The sequence below is a fragment of the Aeromonas sp. R7-1 genome, from assembly GCF_040908115.1.
Classification (GTDB): domain Bacteria; phylum Pseudomonadota; class Gammaproteobacteria; order Enterobacterales; family Aeromonadaceae; genus Aeromonas; species Aeromonas caviae.
The window spans coordinates 65,285-78,683 of record NZ_JBFODD010000050.1; the positions used below are offsets into that span (position 1 = coordinate 65,285).

A 13,399-nucleotide genomic window follows, 5' to 3' on the forward strand; every position below is an offset into this window, starting at 1 on the left:
CGATCTGTCTGAACGATTTCTGCTTGCGCAATGAGAGGGCGTGACCATGGCTGATCCCCGTTTCATCCACCTGAGGGTGCACTCCGACTTCTCCATGGTCGACGGCCTGCAGAAGATCGGTCCCATCGTCTCCGCTGCCGCCGCCAACAACATGCCGGCCCTGGCCCTGACGGACCAGATGAACATGTGCGGCCTGGTGCGCTTCTACGGCTCTGCCCACGGCAAGGGGATCAAGCCCCTGGTCGGGGCGGATTTCTGGGTGCAGAGCGACGAGCTTGGGGACGAGCAGTTTCGCCTCACCCTGCTCGCCATGGACAACGACGGCTACCAGAACATCACCCTGCTCATCTCCCGCGGCTATCAGCGCGGTCATGTGCAGGGGCGGCCCGTCATCGACAAGGCCTGGCTTGGCGAACATGCCAAGGGGGTGATCGTCCTCTCCGGCGGGCGCGAGGGGGATGTGGGCAAGTTCCTGCTCAAGGGCAACCGCCAGATGGTGGAGCATTGCCTCGCCTTCTACCAGACCCACTTCCCGGATGCCTACTACCTGGAGCTGCTGCGTACCGGCCGCCCGGACGAGGAAGTCTACCTGCACATGGCGGTGGCCATTGCCACCGAGTTCGAACTGCCGGTGGTGGCCACCAACGAGGTGGTGTTCCTCACTGCCGATGACTTCGATGCCCACGAGATCCGGGTCGCCATCCACGACGGCTACACCCTGATGGACAAGCGCCGACCGCGCCGCTACAGCCCCCAGCAGTACCTGCGCAGTCAGGAGGAGATGGCGGAGCTGTTTGCCGACATCCCGGAAGCCCTGGAAAACACGGTGGAGATCGCCAAGCGCTGCAACGTGACGGTGCGCCTTGGCGAGTATTTCCTGCCCAACTTCCCCACCGGCGACATGACCACCGAGGACTTCCTGGTCATGAAGTCGAAGGAAGGGCTGGAGGAGCGGCTGGCCTTCCTGTTCCCGGATCCGGCGGTGCGGGCCGAGCGTCGTCCCGAGTATGACGAGCGTCTCGACATCGAGCTCAAAGTGATCAACCAGATGGGCTTCCCGGGTTACTTCCTCATCGTGATGGAGTTTATCCAGTGGTCCAAGGACAACGGCATCCCCGTTGGTCCGGGCCGGGGCTCGGGGGCGGGGTCGCTGGTGGCCTACGCCCTCAAGATCACCGATCTCGATCCGCTGGAATTTGACCTGCTGTTCGAACGTTTCCTGAACCCCGAGCGGGTCTCCATGCCCGACTTCGACGTCGACTTCTGTATGGACAGGCGCGACGAGGTGATCGATCACGTCTCCGAGATGTATGGCCGGGAGGCGGTGTCCCAGATCATCACCTTCGGCAGCATGGCGGCCAAGGCGGTGGTGCGGGACGTGGGCCGGGTGCTGGGCCACGCCTACGGTTTCGTGGATCGCATCTCCAAGCTGATTCCGCCGGATCCGGGCATGACCCTCGCCAAGGCGTTCGAAGCCGAGCCCAAGTTGCCGGAGCTCTACGAGCAGGACGAGGAGGTCAAGGACCTCATCGACATGGCCCGCCGCCTGGAAGGGGTGGTGCGCAACGCCGGCAAGCACGCCGGTGGCGTGGTGATCGCGCCCACCAAGATCACCGACTTCGCGCCGCTCTATTGCGACGACGAGGGGCATCACCCGGTCACCCAGTTCGACAAGAACGACGTGGAGTACGCCGGGCTGGTGAAGTTCGACTTCCTGGGGCTGCGCACCCTCACCATCATCGACTGGGCCCTTGGCATGATAAACCCCCGTCTTGCCAAAGAGGGCAAGCCGCCGGTGGACATCGCCGCCATCCCCATCGATGACAAGAAGTCGTTCGCCCTCTTGCAGCGTTTCGAGACCACGGCGGTGTTCCAGCTCGAATCCCGCGGCATGAAGGACCTCATCAAGCGCCTGCAGCCCGACTGCTTCGAAGACATGATCGCGCTGGTGGCCCTGTTCCGTCCGGGCCCGCTCCAGTCGGGCATGGTGGACAACTTCATCGAGCGCAAGCACGGCAAGGAGGCCATCTCCTACCCGGACGAGAAGTGGCAGCACGAGAGCCTCAAACCCATACTCGAGCCCACCTACGGCATCATCCTCTACCAGGAGCAGGTGATGCAGATCGCCCAGACCCTGGCGGGGTATACCCTGGGTGGCGCGGACATGCTGCGTCGGGCCATGGGCAAGAAAAAACCCGAAGAGATGGCCAAGCAGCGGGCGGGCTTCGAGGAGGGGGCGGTCAAGAACGGCGTCGACGGCGAACTGGCGATGAAGATCTTCGATCTGGTGGAGAAGTTTGCGGGCTACGGCTTCAACAAGTCCCACTCCGCTGCCTATGCGCTGGTCTCTTACCAGACCCTCTGGCTCAAGACCCACTTCCCGGCGGAGTTCATGGCGGCGGTCATGACCGCGGACATGGACAACACCGACAAGATAGTGACCCTGGTGGACGAGTGTCAGCGCATGGGGCTGACCGTGATCCCGCCGGACGTCAACACCGGTCGCTACCGCTTCAGCGTCAACGAGGACGGCCACATCGTCTACGGCATCGGCGCGGTGAAGGGAGTAGGGGAAGGGCCCATCGAGGCGATCCTGGACGCGCGGGATCGGGACGGTCCATTCCGCGACCTGTTCGATTTCTGCAACCGGGTCGACATCAAGAAGCTCAACAAACGGGTGATGGAGAAGCTCATCCTCTCCGGCGCCATGGACAGGCTCGGCCCCCACCGCGCCGCCCTGATGGCGACCCTGGAGGAGGCGATGCGCGCCGCCGAGCAGCACGCCAAGGCCCAGGCGGTGGGGCAGGTCGACATGTTCGGCGTGCTCACGGAGGAGATCGACGACGTCAAGAAGGCGTTCGCCAACGTGCCGCACTGGCCTGACAAGGTGTGGCTGGAAGGGGAACGCGAGACCCTCGGGCTCTACCTCACCGGTCACCCCATCAACCAGTACAGCAGCGAGCTGCGGCGCTACACCTCGGGTCGGCTGTGCGATCTGCATCCCACCTCCCGGGACACGGTGACCACGGCGGCGGGGTTGGTGATCGCGGCGCGCAGCATGGTGACCAAGCGCGGCAACAAGATGGGGATCTTCACCCTGGACGACAGATCCGGCCGTCTGGATGTGACCCTTTTCAGTGAAGCGCTGGAAAAATACGAAGAATTGATGCAAAAAGACCGTATTTTAGTGGTTTCTGGACAGGTCAGCTTTGATGACTTCTCCGGTGGCCTTAAAATGTCGGCCCGCGAGTTGCTGGATATCAACGATGCGAGGGAGCGTTTTGCCAGGGCAATCCGCATCTCCCTTGATGAACAACGCATTGACGAGCGCTTTTTCCCGCGTTTGTGCGAGATTTTGGAGCCCGCCCGTGCCGGAGTCTGTCCGGTTCAGGTAAACTATCGTCGCCCCGGTTCCCGGGTGCGATTGACGCTCGGTACCGAGTGGCGGGTGACGCCCACCGATCAACTGATAGATGACTTGCGAGTCCTGCTTGGACGAGAGCGGGTTGAATTGGTTTTTGATTAGAGGATCTATTGTCCCTATGAGTCTTTTTCTGGATTTTGAACAGCCGATCGCCGAGTTGCAGGCACAGATCGATGAACTGCGCCATGTGAGCGAGCACAACAGTGCCGTGGATCTCAGCGAAGACATTCGCCGGCTGGAGAAGAAAAACGAAGAGCTGACCAAGAAGATCTTCGGCGATCTGGGTGCCTGGCAGGTATCCCAGATGGCACGTCATCCCCAGCGCCCCTACACCCTCGACTACATCGAGCAGATCTTCACCGATTTCGACGAGCTGGCCGGGGATCGCGCCTATGCCGATGACAAGGCCATCGTCGGCGGCATCGCCCGTCTCGACGGCGAGCCAGTGATGGTCATCGGTCACCAGAAGGGGCGCGAGACCAAGGAGAAGATCAAGCGCAACTTCGGCATGCCGCGTCCGGAAGGGTACCGCAAGGCCCTGCGCCTGATGGAGATGGCCGAGCGCTTCAAGATGCCGATCATCACCTTCATCGACACCCCGGGTGCCTACCCCGGTGTCGGTGCCGAGGAGCGTGGCCAGTCCGAAGCCATCGCCCGCAACCTGAAAGTCATGGCCGGCCTGACCGTGCCGGTGGTCTGCACCGTGATCGGTGAAGGCGGCTCCGGCGGCGCTCTCGCCATCGGCGTGGGCGATCGGGTCAACATGCTGCAGTACTCCACCTACTCCGTCATCTCCCCGGAAGGGTGCGCCTCCATCCTCTGGAAGAGCGCCGAGAAGGCCTCGGTGGCGGCGGATGCCATGGGCATTACCGCCCAGCGCCTGAAGGAGCTGAAGCTCATCGACAACATCGTCGAGGAGCCCCTCGGCGGTGCCCACCGCGACGTGGAGAAGATGGCCAAGCACCTGAAAGCGCGCATCAAGCAGGATCTGGATGCCCTGCGCCCCCTCGACAGCGAGCAGCTGCTGGAGCAGCGCTACCAGCGCCTGCTGGGTTACGGCTACTGCTGATCTGCCGCTTCCAATAAAAAGTCCCCGCATGCGGGGACTTTTTTTATGGGCGACGTTTGTGGGGGGACGCCGGGGGCGGGTCTCAGGGGGCGGTCAGCGCCCGGTGCATGGGGGCGGAAGCACCCCCTCCGGCAGGGCTCAGGGCCCGCCACTCCCGCCACAACAGCCAGCACAGGGGGGGCGTCAGCAGCAGCACGGTGGCGGGCTGGGCCATCAAGACCCCGTCGCGCCCCCACCAGAGGGGCAGCAGGAAGATGAGGGGCAGCAGCAGCGCCGTCTTGGCCACGGAGATGACGAGGGCCTGGCGGGTGCGGGCCATGGCCTGCAACAGCACGATGCCGAACATGACGATTCCCTCCAGGGGCAGGGCAGCGAGGTTGAGGGTCAGGCTGCTGATGGCGGCGGCGAGCAGCTCTGCGTCCTGATCCCCGGTGTAGAGCATGGCGACCGGCTGCGGCAGCAGCTGGACAATCAGCCAGACCCCCAGGCCATAGACCAGGGTGATCTTGAGACCCATCGCCATCAGGAACTGGAGGTCGCGATGGCGCCCGGCCCCGGCTGCCTGGCTCACCAGAGGCTGGATGCCAAACGCCAGTCCCTGCAGGATGACGATGAAGACCGCCTCCGTGTACCCCGCCACGGTGAAGCCCGCCAGATCCTTGACCGTGCCGTGCACCATCAGCTGGCTGTTGTGCAGCAGCAACAGCAGCCCCAGATTGAACTGGGCGATGAGGCTCGGCAGCCCGGTGAAGAGCAGGCCGGGCATGGCCGGGAAGCGGGGCACCAGCTGGCGCCAGGTCAGCCGCAACCGGGCGTGGCGGGTGAAGAAGTACCCCAGGCCGAGCAGGCTGACCATGGCCTCCGAGAGGAGGGTGGCCTGGGCCGTGCCGGTGAGGCCGAGCCCGAGCCGGCCCACCATGATGTAGTTGAGCAGGATGTTGAGGAGGGCGCCGCCGCTCACCAGTACCATGGCGAGGCGAGGGCGGCCGTCGTTGCGAAGCAGGTAGGGCACCGCCAGGTTGCTGGCGAGCAGCAGGGTGCCACCGCCAATCCAGGTGAGGTAGTCGCTGGCCTGCTGCCAGGTGTCGGTGCCGGGGGGCATTCCCAGGGCCTGCAGGATATCGGTGTGCCAGTGGTGCAGCAGCAGCGGCGCTACCGTGCCCAGGATCAGCAGCAGCCAGAGGGCGCTGACCAGAGCCTGGCGGGCCAGAGCGAGGTTCCTGGCGCCCTGCTGGAAGGAGATGGCGGTGGCGGCCCCCATGGCGATCATGGCGGCGAGGCCGATGAGCACCATGATGACCGGATAGACCAGGTTGATGCCGGCAAGGCCGGCGGCCCCCACGTAGTGGCCGACGAAGATGCCGTCCACCAGGTAGTAGGCGCCGGAGACCAGCATGGCCATGACGGAGGGGAGGGCATAGCCCCAGAAACGGCGGGCCATGGCCCGTTGACGCAGGCGGAAGTAGGCGGACATATCTGTACTCGGGAAAAGGGCCGGAATCGAGCAGACAGTCTAGTTTCTTATGGATTAATTGATAATCAGGCTTTCATTTGATGAATTGCTGAATAAAGCTCATCAATCAACGGATCCTGTGATACTCCTTCAGCATGTCGATCAGGGCTCGCAGCCCTTGCCCCAGCTGGTGCCGGCCCGGATAGAAGAGGTTGAACCCGGCAAAGCTGGGGCTCCAGTCATCCAGCACGCTCACCAGCCGCCCCGATGCCAAGGCGTCGAACACCTCCCCTTCATGGCAGTAGGCAAGCCCGAGCCCCGCCTCGGCCGCCCCCAGGTAGAGCGCAGGCGTGCTGGTGGTGAGCGGGCCCGTCACTTCGATCTCCAGCAGTTCCCCCTCGGCGGCAAAGGCCCAGCGATAGTGGTGATGGGGCGTGAGCCGGTAGCCGATGCAGTCGTGCTGGCGCAGATCCGAGGGGTGGCGAGGGGTGCCACGCCGTGCCAGATAGTCGGGGGAGCCCACCACCAGATAGCGCTGCTGCGGGCCCAGGGGAACCGAGATCATCTCCTGGGGCAGCAGGTCGCCGTAGAAGAGGGCGGCGTCGTAGCCATCCTCGATGAGGCGGGGCATCAGCTCCAGCTCCTCCACCTCCACCTGCATGCGCGGGTAGCGCACCAGATAGTCGATGAGCACTGGGGCCAGCACTTCCTGGATGGCGGCTCGGGGGGCACAGAGCCTGAGCCTGCCCACGGGTTCGCCCGCGTGGCGCGTCAGCTCCGCCAGTGCCGCCTCCAGTTGCCCCAGGGTCGGCAGTACCTGGGCCAGCAGCCGTTCGCCTGCCTCGGTCGGCACCACGGCCCGGGTGCTGCGATTGAGCAGCCTGACGGCCAGGCGACTCTCCAGCCCTTTGAGGGCATGACTCAGGGCCGAGGCGGAGACCCCGAGCTCGAGGGCGGCCTTGCTGAAACTGCGGTGACGGGCGACGGCGGCAAACACGGCCAGCTCGGCGAGATCGGTGCGGGAGAGGGTCATGGTCGGTACGCAGAAAAGGGGCGGACACAAAGGGTACGCCATGGGGCGACGGGAGACAATCGGGGGGCAATGAGGGGGTTGTGACAAAATTGTTGCGCGTTTCAAGGGTGAGGTGGATCACATCCAAAAGTTTATATGTTAAAAAAAAATCGCAATATGGCGATTCAAGTGTGATCTGAAGCGACGGAAAGGCGATTCCAATCAAACTTTGGTTGATTAATTCAAAAAAATGCTGTGATTAATAGGGCCTTTTAACTAGAGTCATCTCATCGGATGAGGTGAGCGTTATCCCGTTGTTAACGAGCGAGCACGATCCCCTCTGTATTACGACTCCCCGCCCGTGTTTGTTGCAATCAGGTTGCCACAGGGAGTGGCGGCCGGATGGCCGGGGCGGAGGAACAAACAGGACGAATAGCTGGAGTTCCAGGGAAAGGAACCGGGCCCAGGCCCACTGACAAGTTAAGATCCCACTTTCCTTGATGACAGGAACACCCCTATGTCTGACATGAACATTGCAGTTGAAGGCAGCTTGAGCAAAGCCTCCTCCCGTGGCATCAACAAGGCCGACGTGGTCTGGATGCTGGGTCTGTACGGTACCGCCATCGGCGCCGGTGTCCTCTTCCTGCCGATCAATGCCGGTGTCGGTGGCCTGTGGCCGCTGGTCGCCATGCTGATCCTGGCCCTGCCGCTGACCTTCTTCGCCCACCGTGGCCTGACCCGCTTCGTGCTGTCCGGCTCCACCCGTGACGGCGACATCACCGAGGTGGTGGAAGAGCACTTCGGCAAGACCGCAGGCAAGTTCATCACCCTGCTCTACTTCTTCGCCATCTACCCCATCCTGCTGATGTACTCCGTGGCCATTACCAACACCGTCGAGAGCCTGATGGTGCACCAGCTGGGCATGACGGCACCTCCCCGTGCCATCCTCTCCCTGGTGCTGATCCTGGGCCTGATGGCGATCGTTCGCCTGGGCGGCCAGGTCATCGTCAAGGCGATGAGCGTGCTGGTCTTCCCGTTCGTGATCACCCTGATGGGCCTGGCGCTCTACCTGATCCCGCACTGGAACGGTGCCATCATCACCGAAGCCCCTGCGCTGGGTGAGGCCTTCAATGGTGACTTCATCAAGACCCTGTGGCTGGCCATCCCGGTGATGGTGTTCTCCTTCAACCACTCCCCGATCATCTCCTCCTTCGCGGTGGACAACAAAGGCCGCTACGGCGCCAACGCCGAGAAGAAGTGCAGCAACATCCTGCTGGGCGCCCACGTCATGATGGTGATGACGGTAATGTTCTTCGTGTTCAGCTGCGTGCTGAGCCTCTCCCCGGCTGACCTGGCGGCGGCCAAGGAGCAGAACATCTCCATCCTCTCCTACCTGGCCAACCACTTCGACAACCCGGTGATCGCCACCGTGGCACCGCTCATCGCCATGGTTGCCATCAGCAAGTCCTTCCTGGGTCACTACCTGGGTGCGCAAGAGGGCATGAACGGCCTGATGGCCAAGTCCCTGCGCGAGAAGGGCAAGAACGTCGACGTCAAGCAACTGAACAAGGTGACCGCGGTCTTCATGATCCTGACCACTTGGGCCGTGGCCACCATCAACCCGAGCATCCTCGGCATGATTGAAGATCTGGGCGGCCCCATCATCGCCATGCTGCTCTTCCTGATGCCGATGTACGCCATCGCCAAGGTACCGGCCATGCGCAAATATGCCGGCAACCTCAGCAACGGCTTCGTCACCCTCATCGGCCTCATCGCCATGTCCGGCATCATCTACAAGCTGATTGCCTGATGACAGCGTTCATCCCTGTGAGAAAGCCGCCCCCCGGGGCGGTTTTTTTATGGGCACAAATGCTTAACAAAGCGGTGGTGGCGGCCTAACATGGCGGGATGTTTTTCTAGACGGGACAACAGGATATGTCTGGGTTGAAAAAGGATCTCGGGCTCTGGCAGGGGATGGGGCTGCTCGCCACCTCCCTGCTCGGTACCGGGATCTTCGTGGTACCGGCCACCGCCGCCTCGCTGGCGGGAGGGGCGTCGCTGTGGGCCTGGTTGCTGCTGATTGCTCTGGTGCTGCCCATCGCCTTTACCTTCGCCCGCCTCGGGCGGCGTTATCCCCACGCGGGTGGCGCCCCCCATCTGATTGGCCTCGCCTTTGGCAACGGCGCCGAGCGCTTCTCTGCTTTCCTGTTTCTGGCGGTGCTGCCGGTGGGCCTGCCTGCCGCCCTCACCATCGCCGCCGGTTTCTGGCACGCCCTGTTCGACATGGGGGAGTGGACCCTCTGGGGCATCCAGCTGCTCACCCTGCTCGGGGTCTTTCTGCTGGGGCTGCGGGGAGCGCGCTCCTCCGGCAATCTGCAACTGCTCATTGCCCTGGCCATTCTGGGGCTCACCCTGCTTATCTGGGTCAAGGGGGATCTCAGCTGGCGCGATGCCGCCCAGCCTCTGCCAACGGCGAGCGAGTGGCCCGCCATGGGTTCGGCGCTGGCGGTGATGTTCTGGTGTTTCGTGGGGCTCGAGGCCTTCGCCCACATGGGGGAGGAGTTCAAGCGGCCGGAGCGGGACTACCCCCTTGCCCTGCTGGGGGGCGTGCTGCTGGCGGGGCTCATCTACTGGGTACACTCCCTGGTGGTGCTCAAATATGACCTCTACGGGGACGAGGCGACCAATGCCACCGCCATTCCGGCCCTGCTCTCCCTGCTGTTCGGCCCCACCGCCAAGTGGCTGGTGGCGGTGCTGGGCTATCTCTCCTGCTTCGCCAGCATCAACATCTACCTGCAAGGTTTTGCGCGCCTTATCTGGAGCATGGCGCGGGAGGGCAAACTGCCGGTCTCCCTCTCTCGCCTCTCGGCCCGGGGCGCTCCCCTGCATGCCCTTGCCTGGGTGCTCGCCATCTGTTTCGTCTCCATCACCCTGATCCTCTGGCTGCGTCTGCCCCTCGATGCGTTGATCCGCTACGCCAACGGCAACTTCGTGCTGGTCTATCTGCTCTGCATGGCGGCCGGCTGGCGCTTGTTGTCGGGGACCGGCAAGGGGCTGGCGGGCCTCAGCGTGCTGCTCTGTGCCCTGGTGCTGCTGGCCCTCGCCACCCAGGTGCTCTATGCCGTCGTGCTGAGCCTGGGGTATGGCGGCTTCTCCCTGTGGCGGCGCAGACGCCGCCGCTCGGCGTCCGATGAGGGTGTCTGCGCCATCAAGTAACTCCCGAAAAAAAGCCCCGCAGTGCGGGGCTTGTTGTTGCGGGTCACAGGCTGGCGGGCAGGTCGCTGCGTAAGATGGCGTAGTGGCGCAGGGAGATGAAGCCATCCCCCTTGCGCTCGCACTCCCGCGCCGTTCCCTCGTAGTGAAAACCGGCCCGCTCCAGCAGGCGGGCGGAGGGGTGGTTGGGCTCCTCCACCACCGCCATAAGCCGGTGCAGGTCGGTGGTGCGGTAAGTGAGCGGGAGCCAGAGTTGCAGCGCTGCGCTCATTACCCCCTTGCCCCAGTGTTCGGGATAGAGCCAGTAGCCCAGCTCGGCACACCGGTGAGTCGGGTCGGCATCGTTGTAGCCGATGGCCCCCAGCGGTTCGCCCGTGTGCCGGTCGCGAATGAGGTGCCAGGCGCCACGGCCGGTGCGGGTCAGCTCGGCATACCAATCCATCTGTGCCCGGCATGCCGCCAGGCTGTCGTAGCTGACGCCGTAGTAGGCGACGACCCGGGGATCGGAGAGGCCGCGATAGATGTGAGGCAGGTCGGTGTCGCTGACGGGATCCAGCCTGATGTGGGGTGGTGCTGATGTCATGATGACTCCTTGCGGCCAGCCGTGGCTGGCCGCGTGTGTTGCGTAACAAGAGATGGATGATCCGGGCTGGCGTCAGGCAAACCCGAGCCGCTCGGCAAGGCGCGCCAGCTCGTCACGCCACTGCTGCTGCAGGCGCGGGGTCTGGTGCCTGGGCTTGCGGGCCAGATCGGCGGCGAGCAGGGCATCGAGCTCATACCAGCGCGCCAGCAGCGCCTCTTCGTCATCCCCCGTGGCGGCCGAGGCCTGCGGGTCACCTGATCGAGCCGGGCTGCCCGCCTGCGGCAAGGGGGCATCGCCCAGGAGCTCGGCATAGGCCCGCTCGGCACTGTGGGCCTCCTGGATGTGCCCGTCCTGTATCAGCCAGAAGCGGTTGCAACTGCGCTCGATCAGCTCCCGGTCGTGGGAGACCAGCAGCACGCCCCCGGGGAAGGCCGCAATGGCGTCGGCCAGCTCCTCCTTGCCCGCCAGATCCAGGTGATTGGTGGGTTCGTCGAGCCAGAGCATGTGGTGGCTGCCGAGGGACAGGGCGAGGAACAGCAACCGTGCCCGCTCGCCCCCGCTCAGGGTGTGCACCTGCTGGCCGTGGCGGGCATAGGGGAAGCCCGCCCGGATCAGCGCCTGTCGCCGCGTCACCTCAGGCAGAGGGGCCAGGGGGTACAGCGCGTCGCTCAGGGTGGCGTCGTCAGCGAGCTGCTGCAGGGACTGATCGTAATAGGCGATGCTCGCGCCGGGGTGGCAGTACCAGCCCGCCTGCGGACTCTGCATGGTCAGTTCGCGCCAGCACTGGCGCAGCAGGGAGGACTTGCCGGTGCCGTTGGCACCGAGCAGGGCAACCCTGTCCCCGGCCCGCAGCCAGAGTCCCTCGGCACGCAGCAGCGGCGGCAGTGCCGGTGCCGGCGATACATCGAGGGCCTCCAGTCGCAGCAGGGTGTCGGCAGGCAGGCTCACTCCGCGCAGCTCGAGCCGCCAGGGGGCCAGCGCCGCCACCTGGCTCTGCTCCTCCTGCAGGCGGGCGATGCGTTTTTCCATGGACTTGGCCTGGCGCACCAGCTTCTCGTTGTCATGCTCCCGCCCCCAGATGGCGAGGCGCTTGCTGCTGGCGCTCAGGCGGTCTATCTCCTTTTGCTCGTCCGCCCGGCGCAGGCGGGCCTGCTCATCCTCGGCAGCCAGCGCCGCCCTGGCCTGGCTGCAGGGCAGGGCGAAGCGGTGCAACTGGCCGTCTCGCAGGATCAGGGTCTGAGCCGTGACGCGGTCCAGCAGGCGAGCGTCGTGGGAAACCAGCACGAAGGCGCCGCGCCAGCCCAGCAGAAACTGCTCGAGCCAGAGCAAGGCGGGCAAGTCCAGGTGGTTGCTGGGCTCATCGAGCAGCAGCAGGTTGGGTTGGCGCAGCAGGGCGCGGCCTATCTGCAGCCGGCTGTGCTGGCCACCGCTCAGTGCACTGACCGGCAGCGTGGCCTGGGCCTCCAGCTGCAGTTCGGCCAGCAGCTTGTCCACCTGCCATTCGGCGGCGGGATCGTTGCCCAGGGCATCCAGCAGCACGGCGCGGGTGCTGAGGGTGGAAAGCCCGGCGGGCAGTTGCTGGGCCACGAACTCGCAGCGGCAGGCGGCGGCCTGCACGACCCGGCCGGCCTGGGGCGTGCGCTCGCCCGCCAGCAGCGCGAGCAATGTGCTCTTGCCGCAGCCGTTGGCGCCAATCAGGCCGAGCCGGTCGCCTGCGCGAATGCCGAGTTCGAGATGGTCAAATAAGGGAAGGTGCCCCGCACTCATCTGCAGGGAATGGGTACTCATCAGGGTTGTCATGCTCTTGCTCTCTTAAATCGCGGGATGGGAAATCCCTGTCATCAGGAGCGCTGGCGACAACGGCAGAGTCGAGAAAGGTCTCGGTATGGAAGGGAGTCGGCTTTGCTCGAACCCGCTATCGCAGCGCGATGGTATGCAGGCAAGAGCACTTGAATGTGCCGAACAGGCGAGCCGAGAACATCGGACACGCTTGGATAACCATTTTTTACCTCCTTGTGTTTCGTTATGGCAGGGTGCGGCGATTATAGGCACAGAAAAAAACAGGCGTCCATCCGCCCTGTGGGGGGGCGTGGGCACCGCATCGGTAGGTGCGGGGTAAAAAACGCCCCGTGATACGGGGCGTGGGGGGTCAGTCGCGGGGAGTCTTGAGGGCCTCAATCACATCGTCACTGGGGGCCAGCCCCTCCACGTGGTTGAAGCTCTCCAGCCCCTCCTGGGGATTGATGGTGAGGGCGTCGGCGCTCAGGTAGCTGCCGCTGCCGGCGCTCTCCACCACGACGATGACTTCAGGCTGCTTGTCGCCGTTGAGATCCAGCAACTTGATCTCCTTGATACTGCCATCGCGCGGCAGCACCTTGCCGTCGATGAACTGATCCAGCGGATACTGGGGGTTGGCGCCGGAGTAGAGGCGCACGTCGTAGCTGCCGGTGGAGGCGGGCTCGCCGCGCCCTTCGCTGACGGTCACCACCTGGCCGGAGGGGAGCGTCAGCTGCTTGAAGAAGCCGTCCGCCGCCTGGCTGGCGAGGGGCAGGGTGAGCAGGCCGAGAGTAAGGAATAAGGCTTTCATGGAGAGGACCCTTGTTGCTGCTTGTGTGTCTGTGACGGGCAGGGGACGCTTGCCTGCC

The 13,399-nt window shown here is 64.3% G+C and carries 9 protein-coding genes; 4 read left to right on the forward strand and 5 right to left on the reverse strand.

The window, feature by feature from the left end; all coding sequences use genetic code 11:
- Positions 1 to 46: 46 nt before the first annotated feature.
- Positions 47 to 3,526: a DNA polymerase III subunit alpha gene (dnaE, locus tag AB5Y51_RS14010; protein WP_042015569.1), complete on the forward strand. Its 3,480-nt coding sequence runs from the start codon at positions 47 to 49 to the stop codon at positions 3,524 to 3,526.
- Positions 3,527 to 3,542: 16 nt separating this feature from the next.
- A complete protein-coding gene (accA, locus tag AB5Y51_RS14015) occupies positions 3,543 to 4,493 on the forward strand; it encodes an acetyl-CoA carboxylase carboxyl transferase subunit alpha (RefSeq protein ID WP_041211295.1) in 951 nt (316 codons plus the stop codon).
- A gap of 82 nt (positions 4,494 to 4,575) precedes the next feature.
- Here accA and AB5Y51_RS14020 read toward each other — a convergent pair whose 3' ends face one another.
- Both AB5Y51_RS14020 and AB5Y51_RS14025 read right to left on the reverse strand, forming a co-directional pair.
- A complete protein-coding gene (locus AB5Y51_RS14020; RefSeq protein ID WP_368178604.1) occupies positions 4,576 to 5,967 on the reverse strand; it encodes an MATE family efflux transporter in 1,392 nt (463 codons plus the stop codon).
- 106 nt (positions 5,968 to 6,073) lie between these two features.
- Positions 6,074 to 6,979 (reverse strand): LysR family transcriptional regulator, encoded by a 906-nt coding sequence (locus AB5Y51_RS14025; protein ID WP_039039436.1) that lies wholly within the window; start codon positions 6,977 to 6,979, stop codon positions 6,074 to 6,076.
- A 496-nt stretch (positions 6,980 to 7,475) separates the two neighbouring features.
- On the opposite strand from AB5Y51_RS14025, the gene AB5Y51_RS14030 reads away from it, so the two are divergent.
- Together AB5Y51_RS14030 and yjeH are read left to right on the forward strand one after the other, a co-directional pair.
- On the forward strand, positions 7,476 to 8,768 hold the full coding sequence (locus AB5Y51_RS14030) for an HAAAP family serine/threonine permease (protein WP_042864259.1): 1,293 nt from the start codon (positions 7,476 to 7,478) through the stop codon (positions 8,766 to 8,768).
- A gap of 125 nt (positions 8,769 to 8,893) precedes the next feature.
- Entirely contained in the window at positions 8,894 to 10,174 is a 1,281-nt protein-coding gene (yjeH, locus tag AB5Y51_RS14035; RefSeq protein ID WP_042015548.1) for an L-methionine/branched-chain amino acid transporter, read from the forward strand.
- Between the two features lie 43 nt (positions 10,175 to 10,217).
- Here the strand turns inward: yjeH and AB5Y51_RS14040 are convergent, their stop codons facing one another.
- The 3 genes from AB5Y51_RS14040 to AB5Y51_RS14050 all read right to left on the reverse strand — a co-directional run bounded on the left by AB5Y51_RS14040 (position 10,218) and on the right by AB5Y51_RS14050 (position 13,341).
- Positions 10,218 to 10,754: a GNAT family N-acetyltransferase gene (locus AB5Y51_RS14040; protein ID WP_368178605.1), complete on the reverse strand. Its 537-nt coding sequence runs from the start codon at positions 10,752 to 10,754 to the stop codon at positions 10,218 to 10,220.
- A gap of 72 nt (positions 10,755 to 10,826) precedes the next feature.
- Entirely contained in the window at positions 10,827 to 12,554 is a 1,728-nt protein-coding gene (locus AB5Y51_RS14045) for an ABC-F family ATP-binding cassette domain-containing protein (RefSeq protein ID WP_368178606.1), read from the reverse strand.
- Positions 12,555 to 12,903: 349 nt separating this feature from the next.
- On the reverse strand, positions 12,904 to 13,341 hold the full coding sequence (locus AB5Y51_RS14050) for a PliI family lysozyme inhibitor of I-type lysozyme (RefSeq protein ID WP_368178607.1): 438 nt from the start codon (positions 13,339 to 13,341) through the stop codon (positions 12,904 to 12,906).
- Positions 13,342 to 13,399: the final 58 nt, after the last annotated feature.